Source organism: Thermococcus marinus, from assembly GCF_055389025.1.
This window is the reverse complement of sequence record NZ_AP042417.1, coordinates 1,839,418-1,857,005: the sequence shown is the minus strand read 5'-3', so window position 1 is coordinate 1,857,005 and position 17,588 is coordinate 1,839,418. Positions and strand designations below refer to the sequence as shown.

The following is a 17,588-nucleotide window of genomic DNA, read 5'->3' as shown; positions in this document are numbered from 1 at the left end:
GGTGATGGCGATGAGAAAAGTCCTGATACCTCTAATCCTTCTCATCTTCGCTGGAAACGTTCTCGCTTATCCAGTCGAGCTTGGCATCGACGAGGTTCTGCTCGTTGATAACAGCGTGGTTACCTTTGACCCGTCCGCCTCTGGAGACGGGATATACCTGCGCGTTGAGAGTCCCGACGGGTTCAACTCGAGCGTGCTCGGCTTTGGAGAGAGCCTCTTTTTCGATGGGGTCAATTACACCGTCGGACGCTTCGATCCGGCTACCGGGAAGCTCGTCCTGCACCTTAGTGGAAACTACTCGAAGCTGGAGATAGTCAAGAAAAAGGACTTCTCCGTTAAGGTGGTTGAATCCTTCGACACTTACACAAGGCTCAGCCTGAGGTGGGACGGCTACTACGGCATAAACGACACGCTGAGGGTGTATTCAAACGGCCTCCTCGTGAAGGAGCTCCCTGTGAGCCTTGAGTGGGGGGACGAGGTTACATTTAAGGTCAAAACACCTCCCTCTGGCCTCCTCGTGCTGTCCTTTGGGTATCTTGGGAATCTTAGCAGAAATGTTGTGCTTGAGGAGATGGAAAAGCAGGTGGAGATAACCTCCATAGAGCGCGATGAGGAACTGCACGTCACGCTCCTCAACCGTGGAGATGCGGTTAACGCGACCGTCATGCTCACGGCAGGAGGGCTCACCCTGGAGAAGAAGGAAGTTCACCTCGAAAGAGGCGAGCAAAAGGAGGTAACCTTTGATAGAAACCCCCTCCAGGGCGCGGTTGCCGTTGATTACGGTGCCGTTGCCCAGGAGAGCTTTTACTTCCAGCCCCCCGATATCTCGCTCGTCTCGTACTCACTCGACGGGGAGACGCTGAAAATAAGGCTCAAGAACGACGGCGGCTACTTCCACGGAAAGGTCAGCGTCATGAGCAATTCGGTCGTCGTCGGCTCGCCTCTCTACCTCGACATCAGCCTCCGCGAGGGCGAGGAGAAGGAGGTGGCTTTCAACCTGACCGAAGATGTAGATTACGCCACCATCGTTATCTCCTCGGCCGATTTCACGACCAGCGTGCCCCTCATGCTCGAGAAGGGCCTGGACGTGCGGTTCGTCAACGACTACGCGAGAACGCACCTCGGCGGGTCGGCCACCTACAGCCTTGTGGTCACGGGAAAAGGAAGGGTAGAGCTCGGTGTTGCCGGACTGCCGGATTCGGTTAGGTACGCCTTCTATTACGGCCAGAACGAGGTCAGGACCCTCAACGTTGAAGGGAGCGTCCAGCTGACCCTCGTCGTCTCGCTGCCGAGCTTCCCCTCGGGCTTCCGCGTGGAGGCCCCGCTGAAGTTCAACGCCACGGTAAACGGCGAGGGCTATTCACTCACGCTGGAGGTCAGCGGGGCGGGGAGGCTCCCGGTTTACGGGGACAACTGGCTCGCCAAGAGCAACTTCACGTCTGAGGTTCACTACTTAGGACTCCCCTACCACGTGGTCTGGCGCGACGTGACGCCCCCTTACATCTTCGAAAACGTCACCGGGGAAAAGATAGCCTTTCTCTACGGGCGCTACGTCCGCCAGGGGGAGGACTTGAAGCTCCACGTCCTCAGCCCCTACGGTGATATACTCCACACTTCTTCATCTCCAGAGGGGAGGCCCGACTTCGTTATCTTCAACGAGAGCGAGTTCATGCTCATGGTTGAAGGAAAGGGCTTCTTTGACTCGGTCCTGCTCGTTGCGCGCTACATGGAGAAGCCGGAGAACGTCACGCTTGAGCTGGAGAGGAAACCCTTCGGTGAGGGGCTTGAGGTGGTAATAATCAACGCCACCCCCCTCCGCGGAAAGAAACTGACTATAAAATCCAGCGGCAAAAACCTGGAGCTAAAAGCCTACCACTTCACGCTCAACAGCGAGAGGGAGGACTTCGACCCCCTCGGAACCGGGAAGGCGGTCTTTACTGTGAAAGGCGACAACGTCTCAGGGACGATGGCCGTCAGGAGCGACGAGGACTTCGTGGCGGTAGTCGTCAGGGGCGAGGGGCGCGCTGACCTGTCGTTCGAGGTCGGTGGAGTTGGCGTAAGCGCCTCTGAAGTCACGACGCGCTGGCCCTACCTGGCCGTTCTGGGGCTCGGACTTCTCCTCGTCCTGGCCGTCTTCCTTGAAAAGAGGCTGGGGTGAGTGGTGCGGTTTGCCTATCTTAATTTTTTTTGTGGACAACTTGAGTGGCAGGAGGCGCAGGGCAGATTACCCGGGAAGAGCCTGGGACTGGGACATTGTATTGTCTCCGCTTGTCTTCTGATGTCCGTCTCGACCTCTTTATTTTTGGAAAGAATCTGTTGGAATTCGACTTTTTAATACTCATGCTTCATCAACATCTTTCGAAAAACCTTCGGGTAGGACTGTGCTCGTCCGACCTGAATGGAAGGGTTTTTAAACCGTTGCTTTGAGCGTCCCTTGGTGATGGGGGTGAAGTTCAAAGGCAAGGCGTTCGGAAACGTCGTGAGAATTGAGTTCGATATACTCACCCTTGGCGAGCTTAAGATTGATGACCTGAGAGACTTTGACGTTGATTCCCTCAAGATTGAGCTCAAGCCGACTTCATCTGGTATAAAGATTATCGCCATATGGGAGGGGCCGGTTGAGGAGGCCGGTGAAGGCATAAAGAAGGCCCTTGAGGAGAGCTACAAGCTCCGCGAGAGGATACTCAACAGGATAAGGAGCAAGACCGAGGCGATACGCTCTACGATGCTCCAGCTAGGGTTCAAGGAGAGCGTCGAGGGCTACGGTAGCGCCCTCAGGTTCGTCAAGAAGGTCGGCCCCTACGAGATTGTGGTTGTCGCATCGACTACTGACGACGTCGTCCGCGTCGAGGTCTACGGCAACGAGGGCAAAGTCCTCAGCCCGGAGCTTGAGAGCATCTTCGAGGACGTTGAGGTGGAGGAGCTTGAAATCTACGACTTCGACGACGGCAAGGAAGAGAGGCTCGTCATAAACCTCGAGATACCGCGCAACGAGGACAAGCCCGAGAGAAAGATAGTGGAAGCAATAAAAATGATAGAGAACATGCTCATGGCGTAGTCACTTGTACTTGCTCTCCAGCTGGAGCTGTTTGAGCTTCGCCGTCAGGCCCCTCATCGGGGCCCTGTCCTGGCTTATTATTTTTCCGGTTCTCGTGTCAATCCTGGCGTAGTAGAAGTAATCCCTTCCTGCCACCTTTATGTGGATGTAGTTCTGGTCTTTGTAGTGGGTAAGCTTCTCGGTTCTTAGCTCCGTTTCGCCGTAGACCTTCCTTATGTGCTCGTGGAAGCTGTTCTCAAGCGCAACCTCCGTGAAGAGGACGTCCTCCTCCTTGACCTCTCCAGTTACCCTGTCGAGCACGAGCTTCCCGACTTTAGTCCCTCCCTGGAACTCCGCAACCCAGTCATCTTCAAGCTTCAGCGACCTGAGCTCGGCGGTCTCGTCTATCTCTTTTATCCTTTTCACGGCAATCTCGCGCGCTACGTCCTCGCGCAGAACCCTCTCTGTTTCCTCAATCATCTTGCCGTCCTTGGTGACCTTGATTTTCACGGCATGCCTGTCGTTCTCCGCGGTGATGTTGTATGAGGCCTCGTTCTCCTTCACGTCCCTGACGTTGAAGTCCGGGTACTTCTCTTTTACAAGCTCCACGGCCTTTTCGGGCGTTATCTCGACCGCGTAGTCCAGGACGTCCCTCGTCGCACCGTCAATCTTCACTACCGCCTTTCCGCCTTCTCCCTCAAGGTCAAGCTCCAGGAACTTGTGCTCTATGACCCTGCTTTCCGTCACCTTCAGGCCTTTCAGCGGGAAGTTCTCCTCTATGACCCTCTTCGCGTTCTCGAGGGCTTCTTCGGGCGATGGGAGCCTCCTGACCTCCTTGAGCTCGCCGTTTTCGAGGTTTACCTCGACGACCGCTACCCCGTCCTCCAGCCTGACGTCGGCGACCGCGACCTTCTTGCCCTTTTCAAGGCTGAGGACTTCGCCATCGGGGTAAGTCCCCTGGAGGAGCTCCTTTAGGGCCTCATCTGTCATAGTTGTCTCCGCGAGCAGGATTTTTCCGGTGTATGCGTTGAACTTGAACGTGAACGTGAACCGCTTCGTTTTCCCGGTTATCTTTACCTTCCCGTCCTTCTCCGAGAACTCAATTGTCTCTGGCTCTTCTCCAATGCGCTTTTTCACGATTTCCTGCACCTTTTCCCTGAAGAACTCCTCGGGCAGGGGCTCAATCTCGAACTCGACGTCGCCGGTTATCGGGTTTACTCTCGCTTTGCCCTCGTTTTTCCCGACCTGGAGCTCGACTTCGGCTGTCTCTGGGATATACACCTTTTTTCTGTCCTGTATCCTGACCTGGCCCTCGGGGACGCCGAGCTCTCTTGCGAGCCTCTCTTTGAGTATCACAACCGCCTCGCTGGGGCTTATCTTGTTGATGATTTCCCGCTCGGTGGCCTTTATCACGGCGCTGTCGTTGAGGAGGGCCTTCTTGACCTGGGTGGAGAGCTCGCTGGATGACGCCTTTGGAACGATTTCCTCCTTCGAGAACACCACAGCCCTGTCGCGTTCGTTCTTTTCCTCAACGCTCCAGGAGAGGATGTATGCACCCGTGAGGGAAACTTTCATGGACTTTATCTTCATCTCGTCGGGTTTTATCGGGTACCGGCCGCTGGCCTTCTTGGAGATTAACCTCATTACCTCTTCCGGCGAGAAGTCGTGGAGCAGTGGTGCATCAAGCTCGAACTCGTTGAGGGGGCTTTTTTCTTCCTTTTCCTCATCTGTCTTCTCCTCTATCTCAGGGGCCTCAATGCCGTAGTTCAGGAACGTCTGGGCAAGCTTCTCGGCGTCCCACATCACTATCCTTCCGCGGTACTCCCTTGCCACCGTGGTTCTTGCGTCCTTTGTAAAGCCTATCGGGGCGATTAAAATTCCCCTGTCAGCCTTGTACTTGTCAAGAAGGTCGCCAAAGACGCTTATGTCCTTGGACGAGGCGAGCGAGTTAGTGTGGATTTTTATAACGAGCTTTTCCATCCCCGCTATCGGGTCGTCCCTTATTGCAACGATATCTATTCCCCACCGGTTTTGGTCGCTGACGCGCTCGTAGTTCTTAAACCCCATCCTCCCAAGGGCCTCTATGATGTAATCGATGAGCGTCTCGCGGGGGAGCTTTCTCGCAAGCTCAGGTGTCCACTTCATGCCGTCCACCTTCCGAGGGAATGTTTTCACTTCCCCTTAAGAACTTACTTGAGCCCGATTATTCACTGAGAGTGTCCAAATAAGCTTTATTAATGGCCATATTTAACACTTTCCCGGTGATGGAATGTTCAGGCTCACCGATTTCAACTTTCACGGAAAAACCGTGTTTCTGAGGGCTGACCTGAACTCCCCGGTGGAGGACGGGCGGATTACGAGCGACGCGCGCTTCAGGGCAGTTCTGCCGACGGTTAGGCACCTCGTCGAGGACGGGGCAAAGGTGGTCGTCGGCACCCACCAGAGCAGGCCCTACAAGGGCGACTACATAACCACCGAGCAGCACGCTCAGATTCTCGGTGAGCTCCTCGGCCAGGAGGTTGAATACGTCGAGGACATCTTTGGGAAGCTTGCGAGGGACAGAATAAAGTCCCTGGAACCGGGCGAAGTCCTTATGCTCGAAAACCTCCGCTTCTCAGCCGAGGAAGTCTTCTACAAGCCGCTTGAAGAGTGCGAGAAAACGTTTTTCGTGAGGAAGCTCGCCCCGGTAATCGATTACGTTGTCAACGACGCCTTCGCCGCCGCCCACAGGAGCCAGCCCTCGCTCGTGGGGTTCGCGAGACTGAAGCCGATGGTGATGGGCTATTTGATGGAGAACGAGGTCACGGCCCTGAGCAGTGCCTACGAGAGCGACGAGAGGCCGAGGGTCTACGTCCTTGGTGGTTCAAAAGTTGACGACTCGCTGAGGGTCGCCGAGAACGTCTTGAAGAAGGGGAAGACCGACCTCATTCTCACTGGCGGCCTCGTGGGCCAGGTCTTCACGCTCGCCAAGGGCTTCAACCTCGGCGATGCTAACATCGAGTTCATGGAGCGAAAGGGTCTGCTTGACCTCGTGGACTGGGCCGAAAAAATTCTCGACGAGTTCTACCCCTACGTGAGAACCCCTGTGGACTTTGCCGTTGACCGGGACGGGAAGAGGGTGGAGGTTGACCTCCTCAGCGATGAGAAGTGGCTCTTTGACCGCTACCCAATTCTCGACATCGGCTCCAGGACGGTGGAGAAGTACCGTGAAATCCTTCTGGGGGCGAAAATTATAGTCGCCAACGGGCCGATGGGCGTCTTCGAGCGCGAAGAGTTTGCCGTAGGAACTGTCGGCGTTTTCAGGGCGATAGGTGAGAGCCCGGCCTTCAGCGTCGTGGGAGGGGGCCACTCGATAGCGAGCATCTACCGCTACGGTATAACGGGCATAAGCCACGTATCCACCGGCGGCGGTGCGATGCTGAGCTTCTTCGCGGGCGAGAAGCTCCCTGTTCTTGAGGCGTTCAGAATAAGCTATGAGACCTTCAAAGATAGAGTAAAAGAAGAGAAAGCTCCATGATGCCTTTCTCGCGGGATTTTCTGATTTTTTCGCTTCTCTGTCCTTTATCCAATCGTGGCCCTCTCGAACTCGACCATCGCCAGCCCGACGAGTATGGCAGCCAAAACGGCAAGCACGCCGATATCAATGCCGAGCGAGAACCTTGCCACGCTCGCCCCCACGAGGAAGTGCCTCGCCCCGTCCACCGCGTATGTGAGCGGGTTCACGTAGGCGAGCGCCTTCATCCACCCCGGCATTGTCTCTATTGGATAGATTGCGCCGCTCAGGAAGGTCAGCGGGAGCATTAGAACCATCATTATCATCTGGAAGCCCTCCATGCTCTCCATCCTCAGGGCGAGGCTGACGCCGAAGCCGGAGAATGCCATAGCTAAAAGGAAGCCAACTCCGAGGGCGGGAATGAAGCCGCTGGGTTTTAAGTTCTCCGCGAGGAGGAAGGTTAGCGCGAGGATTATGGCGCCCTGCGTGAGCGTGACGAGTGAGTCCCCGATTATGCGCCCCAAGATGGTCTCCTTCCTCGACGCCGGTGCTACAAGAACCTCCTTGAGGAAGCCGAACTGCTTGTCCCAGATGACGCTTACTCCCGCAACGAAGCTCTGGTTGAAGACGGTCATAGCGAAGATACCCGGGGCCAGGAACGTGAGGTAGTCAACGCCCCCGAAGACCGTCCTCGCCATGGGGTTGTCGAAGACCTTGCTCCAGCCCATTCCGAAGAAGACGAGCCAGAGGAGAGGGTTGATTATCATGCCCGCGACCCTCGACTTCGCCCTCGCGAACCTCTTCAGCTGCCTGTATGCCATAGTGGTAAGCGCCTCCATGCCGTCACCTCCTCATCCTCATTCTCACGAAGGCAGCCATCGGGTTCTCAGCGCCCTCGTCCCTTATCTCTCTCCCCGTCAGGTGGAGGAAGACGTCATTGAGCGTCGGCCTGTGGTATGTCACTTCAAGGATTTTGATGCCCTTCTCAGCGACCAGCTCGAAGAGCCTTGGGAGGGCCTCCGCGGCGTTCTCGACTTCGAGAGCCACTCGACCGTCCGCGAGAACCCTGCACCCCCTTATGAACTCGGCCTTGATGCACCTCAGCTCCTTGGGCGCTTCGAGCTTGAGGTAAATCACATCGTTGCCCACGAGCTTCTTCAGCTCCTCCGCGGTACCCTCAGCGATTATCTTCCCGTGGTCTATTATCGCTATTCTGTCGGCCAGCTGTTCCGCCTCGTCCATGTAGTGCGTCGTGAGGAAGATGGTCATGTTGTGCTCCTCCTTCATCGCCTTTATGTAGTCCCAGATGTGGGCCCTCGTCTGCGGGTCGAGGCCTATCGTCGGCTCGTCGAGGAAAAGAACCTCCGGCTCGTGGAGGAGGGAGCGCGCTATCTCAAGCCTCCTCTGCATACCGCCCGAGAACGTTTTGACGGGCTTATCTTTGAACTCCCATAACTCAACGAACTTGAGGAGGTGCTCTATCTTCTCTTTCAGCTCGCTCCCCTTCAGCCCGTATATCCTCCCGTGGATGAGCATGTTCTCGTAGGCGGTCAGCTCCCTGTCGAGGCTCGGGTCCTGAAACACGATGCCTATCCGCTTCCTCACTTCCACCGGCTCCTCGACGATGTCGTGGCCCGCAACTACCGCCCTGCCTGAGGTCGGCCTCAGCAGAGTGGTGAGCATGTGAACCGTGGTGGTCTTTCCGGCTCCGTTCGGCCCGAGGAAGGCGAATATCTCGCCCCGCTTCACCTTGAATGATACTCCCTTGACTGCCTCAAAGTCCCCATACCTCTTCACGAGGTTCTCAACGAGGATTGCCTCACTCATTTCCATCCCCTCTGGGTATTTCGCCGAGGAGAATCAGCCTGACCCTCTTCGTGAACTCGGAGAACTCCCTTGCAAGTGCGGTTTTCTGCTCGTCGCTCAGCCTGTCAAGCGAGAGGAAGACCTCCTTAAGAAGTGCCGCGAGCTCCTTTCCACCGAGCCTCGCGAACTCCCTGAAGAGGGCCGCCATGCGGAGTACCTCTTCCAGCTCCTCCGCGTGTTCTTCAAGGTACTGTTTGCCCCTCTCCGTCGCCCGGTAAAGGCGTTTGTCCCTCTTTCCTTCGCCGACGGTCTCTATCAAACCACTGCGCTTTAGAGATGAGAGTATCGGGTAAATCGTTCCGGGGCTGGGGTGGGGTATGCCGTAAGAGCGCTCCAGCTCGGCCATTATGCCGTAGCCGTGCATCGGCTTCTCCGACAGTATCTTGAGGACGAGGAGTTTGAGGTGTCCCTTATACTTCGGCCTCTCCAAATTCACCACCAATATATCGAGCGATATATCAGCTTAAAAGGGTTGCGGTGGGAAGGCTTAATTACTCTGCCCGAGAAAGGGAACTGGGTGGTAAGATGAGGGTGGTTCTAAAGCCCCTCTTCGAGGCCGAGCTTCCTCCTGACTTCAGCGAGGTCATAAAAAACAAGCTCATGGGAAAGGAAGTCCGCACGGGCGAGGAAATAGGTATTGAGATACTTGGAAAACCGCTACGCTTCAAGGTCGTTCTGGCCGAGCCGTCACCGCTGGAAGTTGGGAAGGAAACGAGAGTAGAGTTCTCTCACGGTGAGATTGAGGTTCTCGATTTTGAGTTTGATGAGCCGGTGAAAGAAGTACTCCCCTTCGAGAAGGGGTTCGTCGTCGTGCTCAACAACAAGGTTCTGATTCTGAACCACGACGGGCAAAAGGTTTATAGCGATGAGTTCGAGGAGCTTAACGAAGTTAGGGCTTCCAAAGGGGCAGTGGTGATAGTCCATGACAAAAACAAGCTCAGGCTCGTTAAGCCTTGAGGGCTTCACTTTCAAGGAGAGCTTGGAGGAAAAGAGGAAGAGGGCAGAGAAAATAGTTGAAATCCTCATGAAGACCCACCCGAGGGAAAAGCTCCTCATAGGTGACCCCTACAGGACGCTGATCCACTGCATAATATCCCAGAGGATGCGCGACGAGGTGACATACAAGGTCTGGGAAAAGCTCTTTGAGAAGTACAGGGGCATCGAGACGATAGCCAGCACGCCGGTTGAAGAGATGCAGGCATTCCTCCGGGAGAACGGCGTCGGCCTCTGGAAGACGAAGGGCGAGTGGATTGTCAAGGCCTCCCGGATAATCCTTGAGAAGTATGGCGGAAAGGTTCCGGACGAGGTAAACGAGCTGATGAAGCTCCCCGGCATCGGGAGGAAGTGTGCCAACATTGTCTTGGCTTACGGTTTCGGCAGGCAGGCTATTCCAGTAGATACTCACGTGAACAGGATAAGCAAGCGCCTCGGCCTCGCTCCGCCGAGGGTTCCCCCGGAGAAAGTCGAGGAGTACCTGATGGAGCTGATTCCGAAGGACAGGTGGATTTACGTTAACCACGCGATGGTCGACCACGGAAGAACAATATGCAAACCTATAAGACCTAAATGTAACGAGTGCCCGCTGGGGGAGCTCTGCCCCTATGCGAAGGGGCTGGTGACAGATGAGGATATAAAGGGGAAGGCTTAGGGCTCGCACTCGTAGGGGCAGTCCTCAAACCCATACAGGCGGTAAACGGCAGGTATCTCTATTCTGAGCTTTCTTTTCTTCGACCTGAAGGGGTCAGTCCTCACGAGGTACTCAACTTCTATTCTAAACCTCACCTTTGCCTCGATAGTGGCTCCGTCATTTTTCCTATCGATGTCGAGTGGGATAATGGGCGTTAGCTCGAGGGGCTCTCCCCACGCTGGTCTCAGGGCCTTGGCCCGGATTGCCTGCCATACTTCGAGGCCCGGCACGCGAGCTTCAGTGACCTCAAAATTGCCGTCCGGAGTTTTGAAGTACATGACTCCTTCCTGGTTGGGAAATATCGGGTCAACGGAAACCTCACTCAGGTTCTCCACCACGAAGAGGACTTCCCTTATTGCGACCGAATCGTTAACCGGTCGAAGGTACAGACGAAAGCGGCCTGTTATCATGAAATAGTTGCACCCAACGTTTCTCATGCCCTCCGGGGAGTAGGACATCCTTATGAAAACGTCGCTCTGGTTTTTGAAAGAGTAGACGCCGAGGAGCTTCCAGTGTCCCATAATGCAGGAGAGGTCGCTTGCGTTGACATCGAAAGTCCAGGGGCCTAACGTGCTTTCATTTGTCTGTCCCGGGAAGGAGACAGTCCTCTCATGGAGCCAAGATGCCGAATAGGCAAGAAGCACCGCGATTAGTATCCCGTACAGGAATGCTTTATCTCTCCGAGTTGGCATCAAACTAAGAACATTCAAAAGGATAAAAAGTTTTCGAGCGGCAGGAGTCAGTTCTCCTCTTCCTCAACTTCTTCCCCGGCGAGCTTCCTGAGCTTGTCAAGGTCGGGACTTACCGCTATGAGCACGTCGCCCTCCTCTATGACGTCGTCCTTGCCCGGGTTGTAGATGTACCTGCTCCCGCGCTTTATGGCAAGGATGCGCGTCCCTATCTTGCTCGGGAGCTTGAGCTGCTTGAGGCTCTTTCCGATGAGGACTGAGCCCGGCCGGACGGTTACCCTGCCGAGTTCTTCCTCGGTGTCCTCCATAATCTTCTGGATTATCGGGTGGGGTTCGATATCGCGGAGGATTATGTCTGCTATGGCGTAGGCCGCATCGCTGATGCGCTCGTTGATGTCGGCCAGGTCTATTATGCTGAGAAGACTCTCGGGGTCCTCCTCGGTCTTCGCCGCGCGGAGGGCGAGCTTCTTGACCTTAAGGGTCAAATCGTCCATCTTCTCTTCAAGGAGGTATACCTCCTCCGCTATGTCCTCGCTGTTGTAGAGAACCGATGAAAACGCGAGGTCTACCATGAGCGCCGATACGTCCTTCATCTCGATCAGGCAGTTCCTGATTTCGTCGAGCTCACTCATTCCGCATCACCTTGAGGATTCCACGCGCTATCTCCTTCAGGTAGTCGAGGGCCGTCCTCGTGCCCCTGCCGATGATTATGTCTCCGGGCATGATTTTGGTGTCCTCGTCAGGGTCGAATATCCAGCGCTTGCCCCTCCTTATGGCCGACACCCAGACGCCGGTGTTCGTGGCCAGGTCGAGCTCTTCGAGGGTCTTGCCGACGAGGATTGAGTCAGGGGACACTTCAACCTTGCCTATTGTCTCCTCGCTCTCAAGGATGACGTCCCTTACCACTGGGTGGAGCTTCTCCTCAAGAACCATCTTGGCGAGGTCTGCCGCGGCGTTGGATATCTCGTCTATTGCCCTCCCCATCTGCAGAATAGCCGTTATCTGCTCGGCCTCTTTTGGACTTCTTGCCGCGAGGACTGCCTTGACCATCAGGTGGTAGTTGAGCAGGTCGAGGTATTCCTCAAGCTCAAGGACCTCCTCAGCTATCTCCTTTTCCTGGAACAGGAGGGAGGAATACGCGAGGTCAACCATGAGCTCCGCGGTGTTTTTCATCTCTATGAAGATGTCCTTAACGTTATTCGGAACGTCTATCTCGTCCCATTCTTCCACTCCTCTCTCACCGAAGGGGGAAGGGGGAAAACTCTTATTTAGTTTTCGCAAAAGAAAAAGGTTTAATACCAAAGACGCCAACGCCTTGGGGGGTGAAATGATGGAGAGTGATACCAGTGATCGGCAGGGAAGTCGGAAGAGAGCTGGGAAAGAAAGTCAGAGAAGCCTATCGGGTTACGCTACCGTCTCTGCTAACCTCTGAGGTGTTTGGGCTTTTCGGGGGCACTTTTCTGGGTAAGTACTTTGAGTCGATAAGAACCCAGCTCCCCGGTCTCCTTGTGGTTCTGCCGGGCATAATGGGGCTCCGCGGGAACGTTTTCGGGTCAATGGCGTCCCGCTTCTCCACGATGCTCTACCTCGGTGAGCTCAGCCCGTCGGTCAGGGACAGGAAAGTCCTCAAGGAGATAGTCCTAAGGATGCTCCTCTCCCTAATCCCTGTCTTTCTGCTCTGGGCGGTCGGTGTGCTGACCGGCATCAAGAAGAACGCCTTCGAAGTCCTGTTAATCGTGATAACCTCCACGATACTCGTCTCGTTTATCCTCGGGTACTTCACTTCCGCGGTTACAATCCTCTCCTTCCGCAGGGGCATCGACCCGGACAGCGTTGCGGCCCCGCTCGTGGCCTCGATGGGGGACTTCCTCACAGTTCCGTCGCTGGTTCTCTTCATCCTCCTCATCGAGCGCTCGCCCGAGGGGTTCAGGGCCTTCAACTACGCCACGATTGCGCTCTTCCTGTTCGTGACTGCCCTCAGCAGGGTGCGGCTCAAAGAGCTCGCCGAGCTCAAACAGGTGTTCGTAACGGTGACTGCTTTAGCGCTCCTCTCAACGGTATCCGGCTCGCTCCTCGCCAGGTTCAGCGGGATAATCCAGGCCTCGGTCATACTGGGCTTCATCTACCCCGCTATCTTAAGCTCGTTCGGAAACTACGGTTCAATAGTGGCGGCAAAAACCTCAACGAAGCTCCACCTCGGTGAGATTGAGGGCTTTATCTGCCCCAAGGCGTTCACCGATATCCTGGCCCTCTTCACCACGACCCCCGTTGTCGGTGCCGTGAAGCTCTTACTGGGCATCGCGCTTGTGAGCCTGACAACAGGTATGGGGGTTCCCGGCTCCGTGTGGGTAATAGCCCTCACTTACCCGTTCATGGCGCTCTTCATAATGCTCTACTCGTACTCCCTCTCCTACCTGCTGTTCCGCCATAACATTGACCCCGACAGCGTGGCGATTCCTCTCATCTCGAACAACAGCGACATATTTGGAACCCTCTACGTCGTATTAATGGCCAAGCTGATGGTGGGAGCATGATAGGGCTTTCCATGACATCTTACAATGGGAGAACGCCTGGGGACTTCGAAAGGTGGCTTGGGAAAGTTGAAAGCCTCGGCTTTGACTTCGTGGAGCTCGTGAGCGAGTGGCCGAACTTCCTGACGAGGGAAAACTGGAAACCCTACGCTGATGTTCTGGCGAGTTTTAAGCTCGAAGTCACAATCCACGCTCCCTTCAGCGACGTGAACATCGGCTCTCTAAACGAGAGAATCAGGGGGGCTTCCCTTGAAGTCCTGAGGGAGGCTCTGGAGGTTGCATCTCACTTGAATGCCCTCGTTGTAACCGTTCACCCCGGCCACTGCTCCCCCGCGAGCAGGAGATTCCACGACGACTACAACCGGGTTCACAAGGCCTCTCTACGGGAACTGGAGCGCTGTTCTGAGGAGTTTGGAATTAAGGTAGGCGTCGAGAACATGCCAAGGTTTCCAATCCTTGACGCCCAGACACCGGAGAGGCTGAGCGAGTTGCTCGAAGGAACCCGGCTGGGAGTTACCCTCGATGTCGGCCACCTCAACACGGTCGGCTTCCCGTTTGAGCGGTTCTTTGAGTTGCTGGGCAAAAGGATAGTCCACGCCCACCTGCACGACAACAACGGCGGGAGGGACGAACACCTCCCTCTGGGTGCCGGCACGGTTCCCTGGCGGGAAGTTCTTTCCCGTATCGGGGACGTTACGATGGCCCTTGAGGTATCGAGCCTTGACGATGCGCGCGCTAGTCTGGCCTTTCTCAGGGACATTGGTGAACTTTGAAGTCCATTAAAGCTCGTTTTTACAAAACGCAACCCTTTTATACATCTCAGGGAAACTTTAACTGAAATTAAGATTTCTGGAGGGACAGCGATGGTGGAAAAAATAGTTGAAGAACTCAGGCCGTTTTTCGACCCGAAGGCTGTTGCTATCATCGGTGCAACGAACAAGAAGGGAAAGGTCGGCAACGTCATTTTTGAGAACTTCAAAACGAACAAGGAGCGCGGGATTTTCAAGGGCAATATCTACCCGGTGAACCCCAAGCTCGACGAGATTGACGGCTACAAGGTCTATCACAGCGTCGAGGAGCTCCCGGACGACACCGAGCTGGCGGTCATATCTATCCCAGCCCCCTTCGTGCCGGACACGATGAGGCAGATAGCGAAGAAGGGCATCAAGGCGGTTATCATCATTACGGGCGGTTTTGGTGAGCTCGGTGAGGAAGGCAAGAAGATGGAGCGCGAAATCCTTGAGATAGCCAGGGAGAACGGAATAAGGGTCATCGGCCCGAACTGTGTCGGTGTTTACGTCCCCGACACCGGTGTTGACACGGTCTTCCTGCCAGAGGAGAAAATGGACAGGCCGAAGAGCGGGCCCATAGCGTTCGTCAGCCAGAGCGGTGCCTTTGCCGCTGCGATGCTCGACTGGGCGGCCGGCGCTGGCATAGGAATAGGAAAGATGGTCAGCTACGGCAACAAGCTCGACGTTGACGATGCAGACCTTATGGAGTACTTCATCCACGATGAGGGCATAAACGTCGTCACCTTCTACATTGAGGGTGTGAAGGACGGAAGGAAGTTCATGGAGGCCGCGAAGAAGATAACCAAGGTCAAGCCGGTCATAGCCCTCAAGAGCGGAAGGAGCGAGTACGGAGCAAAGGCGGCATCCTCTCACACCGGTTCTCTTGCCGGTGCCGATACAATCTACGACGCCGTCTTCAAGCAGACCGGAATCATACGTGCCGAGGACTTCGAGCACATGTTCGACCTCGCCAAGGCCTTCGCCGCCCTCAAGGACAAGCTCCCGAAGGGCGACAGAATAGGAATAATCACCGACGGCGGTGGTGCTGGAGTTATGGCTAGTGATGCCGTCGCAAGGTTCGGCCTCAAGATGGCCGACCTCAGCGAGGAGACCCTCAGGTACCTGAAGGAGAACTTCCCGCCGCACGCCGTGGCAGGAAACCCGACCGACGTCGTAGGCGACACCGACGCCGAGAGGTACAGGATAGCCATTGAGGGCTTCGTGAACGACCCGAACGTCGACGCGATAGTCGTCATAGTCCTCTTCCAGGTTCCGCTCCTTGAGGAGGAGAAGATAATCGAAATCCTTGCAGAGTACCAGAAGAAGAGCGACAAGCCTATTGTTGCCGTTGCAATGGGCGGTGAGAAGACCGAGCGCTACGCCAGAATGCTCGAAGAGAGGGGCGTTCCCGTTTATCCGACCCCTGAGAGGGGAGTCAGGGCCATGGCAGGCCTTGTTAAGTACGCTGAATATCTGAGAAAGGGGGCGTGACCCCCTTAATTTTTCGGGTGGTGGTACCATGAAGGAGGAAGCCCTTAAAGTTATCGAGTCCGTCCTGTCCCAGGGCAGGACGGCTATGGTTGAGTACGAGGCAAAGCAGGTTCTTAAAGCCTACGGCCTCCCCGTCCCGGAGGAAAAGCTCGCCAGGACCCTTGACGAGGCACTCAAGTATGCTGAGGAAATCGGCTACCCCGTTGCCCTGAAGCTGATGTCGCCCCAGATTCTCCACAAGAGCGACGCCAGGGTTGTTCTTCTCAACATAAAGAGCCCGGAGGAGCTCAAGCAGAAGTGGGAGGAGATACACGAGAACGCGCGCAGGTACCGCCCGGACGCGGAAATCCTCGGTGTTCTCGTTGCCCCGATGCTGAAGCCAGGCAGGGAGATTATCATCGGTGTTACCGAAGACCCGCAGTTCGGCCACGCTATAATGTTCGGTCTCGGAGGAATCTTCGTCGAAGTCCTCAAGGACGTCACCTTCCGCATAATCCCGATAACCGAGCGCGACGCCAGGAAGATGGTTCGGGAGATAAAGGGCTACCCGATTCTGGCCGGCGCCCGCGGTGAAGAACCAGCGGACATAGACGCAATAGTCAGCATGCTCCTCAAGGTCAGCGAGCTTGTTGACGACCTCAGGGACTACATCAAGGAGATGGACCTCAACCCGGTCTTCGTCTACGAGAAGGGCAAGGGCGCCGTTGTCGTCGACGCCAGGATAATCCTCAAGGAGCCGAAGAAGGAAAACTGAAGCAGTTCCTCGGAACTGACTGCTAATCGGCGCCTTTTGTTTTTCACTGTTTTCTGCAATTTTAGTGCTCTTGTGGCAATGACCTTTTGTGACCAATTCTTTGTCTCCACTAGCCGTTGGGCCCGATAAAGCTACCCTCCAACCCTGTCCGCCCTATAATCGTACGGGATTATGGCATTAACATCTCTGCCGTTACTGTAGCCCCCTATTATGTACACCCACCTTCCGTTCCAAACGGCCGGGGCCTGAGCAACGCCGAATGGGAGCTCACTCTTCATTTTCTCCACTAAACCCTTCTCTGGAACGAATTTGAAAATTTCCCTGCTGAAGTCGTCCCACGTGAGGAAGCCGCCGAATATGAAAATGCCCTCCTCCGTGGCCACGGCACTGCGGGCGTAGTACTCCGTGGGCAAAGTTGCGTTGGACCACCTGAACGAGAGTGAACTGGGGTCAAACACTGCAATTTTATCCCTGAAGACCAGATAGCCGAGGCCCTTATACCACACCGCCGAGTAGAGACATGTCCCGGGGTTGCCGAATCCCTCCGGATACGTGACGTTTAACTTTTCAAACCTCCCCGTTTCCGGCTCAAACCTGTAAACGAACTTTTCCTCCGACCTGTCAGGTTGTATGAAGAGATAACCATATCTCCCGTCCCACAGGGCCGCTTTGCCAGAATTTGGGTAAGGTATTGAAGCGTTCAAAAGCCTGAGCTGATTCGTGTCCGGACTGTATGAATACACATCGGGCGTTTGATACGCGGTTCCTTCATTTTCAGTCCCTCCGAAAATCAGGATTTCCTTTCCAGTCCAAACGGCAGTATCGCCGGGAATTGGCCTATCCCCGATTGGGATTCTCAAAGCGACCTCTTTCTTATCCCCTGAGATTCTGTAAATCCGGAACTCATGGGCATCTTCTTCCTCCACGAAAAGAACTGCCCCAACGATAATTTCTTTCCCAGTCCACACTGCAAAGCGCACGTTGAGAGAAACGCTGTCATCTATTTTTTGGGCTTCTTTGAGAGTGCCATTCTCCGAAAACCCGATAACCGCGATGCCAACCAGAATGACGGCCAGAACTGGAAGAACTAGGAGAGACTTCTTCATTCTTCGTCCTCCTGGCTACCGCTGTTTGTTATCTATTGGACAATTTACCCTTATAAACATGTCCCTATTGAAAGGAGGAATTTTCTGATGCCTTCTCGACACCTGCAAAGGCTCGAAAATTCAAAACGTCGGTTTGTTGGTGT

General features: G+C 55.2%; 17 protein-coding genes. 9 read left to right on the top strand and 8 right to left on the bottom strand.

Annotation, left to right across the window (positions count from 1 at the left end):
- Window positions 1-4 precede the first annotated feature (4 nt).
- Complete coding sequence (locus ACZ5ER_RS10295; protein WP_464934390.1) at window positions 5-2,158, top strand: hypothetical protein; 2,154 nt, start codon at window positions 5-7, stop codon at window positions 2,156-2,158.
- A 288-nt stretch (window positions 2,159-2,446) separates the two neighbouring features.
- Window positions 2,447-3,058 carry a hypothetical protein gene (locus tag ACZ5ER_RS10290; protein ID WP_050003814.1) on the top strand — a complete coding sequence of 204 codons (612 nt, stop codon included), beginning with the start codon at window positions 2,447-2,449 and terminating at the stop codon, window positions 3,056-3,058.
- On the opposite strand, the gene ACZ5ER_RS10285 is transcribed toward ACZ5ER_RS10290, so the two are convergent.
- Complete coding sequence (locus ACZ5ER_RS10285) at window positions 3,059-5,182, bottom strand: restriction endonuclease (RefSeq protein WP_464934389.1); 2,124 nt, start codon at window positions 5,180-5,182, stop codon at window positions 3,059-3,061. It abuts the gene before it with no gap.
- Between the two features lie 124 nt (window positions 5,183-5,306).
- Here ACZ5ER_RS10285 and ACZ5ER_RS10280 point away from each other — a divergent pair, with 124 nt between their 5' ends.
- A complete protein-coding gene (locus ACZ5ER_RS10280; RefSeq protein ID WP_464934388.1) occupies window positions 5,307-6,554 on the top strand; it encodes a phosphoglycerate kinase in 1,248 nt (415 codons plus the stop codon).
- 44 nt (window positions 6,555-6,598) lie between these two features.
- Here ACZ5ER_RS10280 and ACZ5ER_RS10275 read toward each other — a convergent pair whose 3' ends face one another.
- The 3 genes from ACZ5ER_RS10275 to ACZ5ER_RS10265 are packed head-to-tail and all read right to left on the bottom strand — an operon-like array spanning window position 6,599 to window position 8,826.
- Window positions 6,599-7,369 (bottom strand): ABC transporter permease, encoded by a 771-nt coding sequence (locus ACZ5ER_RS10275; protein WP_464934387.1) that lies wholly within the window; start codon window positions 7,367-7,369, stop codon window positions 6,599-6,601.
- Between the two features lie 4 nt (window positions 7,370-7,373).
- Window positions 7,374-8,357: an ATP-binding cassette domain-containing protein gene (locus tag ACZ5ER_RS10270; protein WP_464934386.1), complete on the bottom strand. Its 984-nt coding sequence runs from the start codon at window positions 8,355-8,357 to the stop codon at window positions 7,374-7,376.
- Entirely contained in the window at window positions 8,350-8,826 is a 477-nt protein-coding gene (locus tag ACZ5ER_RS10265) for a PadR family transcriptional regulator (protein WP_050003809.1), read from the bottom strand. Before ACZ5ER_RS10265 ends, ACZ5ER_RS10270 begins: the two co-directional genes overlap by 8 nt.
- A 95-nt stretch (window positions 8,827-8,921) precedes the next feature.
- Between ACZ5ER_RS10265 and ACZ5ER_RS10260 the strand changes: the two genes are divergently transcribed.
- Both ACZ5ER_RS10260 and ACZ5ER_RS10255 read left to right on the top strand, forming a co-directional pair.
- Complete coding sequence (locus tag ACZ5ER_RS10260) at window positions 8,922-9,353, top strand: DUF6849 domain-containing protein (protein ID WP_464934385.1); 432 nt, start codon at window positions 8,922-8,924, stop codon at window positions 9,351-9,353.
- Window positions 9,319-10,044: an endonuclease III domain-containing protein gene (locus tag ACZ5ER_RS10255; RefSeq protein WP_464934384.1), complete on the top strand. Its 726-nt coding sequence runs from the start codon at window positions 9,319-9,321 to the stop codon at window positions 10,042-10,044. Before ACZ5ER_RS10260 ends, ACZ5ER_RS10255 begins: the two co-directional genes overlap by 35 nt.
- Here ACZ5ER_RS10255 and ACZ5ER_RS10250 read toward each other — a convergent pair.
- Genes ACZ5ER_RS10250 through ACZ5ER_RS10240 form a run of 3 tightly spaced genes read right to left on the bottom strand, consistent with a single transcriptional unit; the run spans window position 10,041 to window position 12,002 of the window.
- Window positions 10,041-10,775 carry a hypothetical protein gene (locus ACZ5ER_RS10250; protein WP_464934383.1) on the bottom strand — a complete coding sequence of 245 codons (735 nt, stop codon included), beginning with the start codon at window positions 10,773-10,775 and terminating at the stop codon, window positions 10,041-10,043. The two genes, ACZ5ER_RS10255 and ACZ5ER_RS10250, sit on opposite strands and share 4 nt — an antisense overlap.
- Before the next feature lie 47 nt (window positions 10,776-10,822).
- Window positions 10,823-11,404, bottom strand: a complete 582-nt coding sequence (locus ACZ5ER_RS10245) for a potassium channel family protein (RefSeq protein ID WP_464934382.1) — start codon at window positions 11,402-11,404, stop codon at window positions 10,823-10,825.
- Window positions 11,397-12,002 carry a potassium channel family protein gene (locus tag ACZ5ER_RS10240; protein WP_050003804.1) on the bottom strand — a complete coding sequence of 202 codons (606 nt, stop codon included), beginning with the start codon at window positions 12,000-12,002 and terminating at the stop codon, window positions 11,397-11,399. The genes ACZ5ER_RS10245 and ACZ5ER_RS10240 overlap by 8 nt, the downstream gene beginning before the upstream one ends.
- 110 nt (window positions 12,003-12,112) lie before the next feature.
- Here ACZ5ER_RS10240 and ACZ5ER_RS10235 point away from each other — a divergent pair, with 110 nt between their 5' ends.
- The 4 genes from ACZ5ER_RS10235 to ACZ5ER_RS10220 all read left to right on the top strand — a co-directional run bounded on the left by ACZ5ER_RS10235 (window position 12,113) and on the right by ACZ5ER_RS10220 (window position 16,339).
- The gene (locus ACZ5ER_RS10235) at window positions 12,113-13,306 is read left to right on the top strand and encodes a magnesium transporter (protein ID WP_464935204.1); all 1,194 of its coding nucleotides are present in this window, start codon (window positions 12,113-12,115) and stop codon (window positions 13,304-13,306) included.
- Window positions 13,303-14,076, top strand: coding sequence for a sugar phosphate isomerase/epimerase family protein (locus ACZ5ER_RS10230; RefSeq protein ID WP_464934381.1), 774 nt, complete (start codon window positions 13,303-13,305; stop codon window positions 14,074-14,076). Before ACZ5ER_RS10235 ends, ACZ5ER_RS10230 begins: the two co-directional genes overlap by 4 nt.
- Before the next feature lie 90 nt (window positions 14,077-14,166).
- Window positions 14,167-15,585, top strand: coding sequence for an acetate--CoA ligase family protein (locus ACZ5ER_RS10225; RefSeq protein WP_050003802.1), 1,419 nt, complete (start codon window positions 14,167-14,169; stop codon window positions 15,583-15,585).
- 28 nt (window positions 15,586-15,613) lie between these two features.
- The gene (locus ACZ5ER_RS10220; protein WP_464934380.1) at window positions 15,614-16,339 is read left to right on the top strand and encodes an acetate--CoA ligase family protein; all 726 of its coding nucleotides are present in this window, start codon (window positions 15,614-15,616) and stop codon (window positions 16,337-16,339) included.
- A gap of 131 nt (window positions 16,340-16,470) precedes the next feature.
- On the opposite strand, the gene ACZ5ER_RS10215 is transcribed toward ACZ5ER_RS10220, so the two are convergent.
- Entirely contained in the window at window positions 16,471-17,445 is a 975-nt protein-coding gene (locus ACZ5ER_RS10215; protein ID WP_464934379.1) for a Kelch repeat-containing protein, read from the bottom strand.
- Window positions 17,446-17,588: the final 143 nt, after the last annotated feature.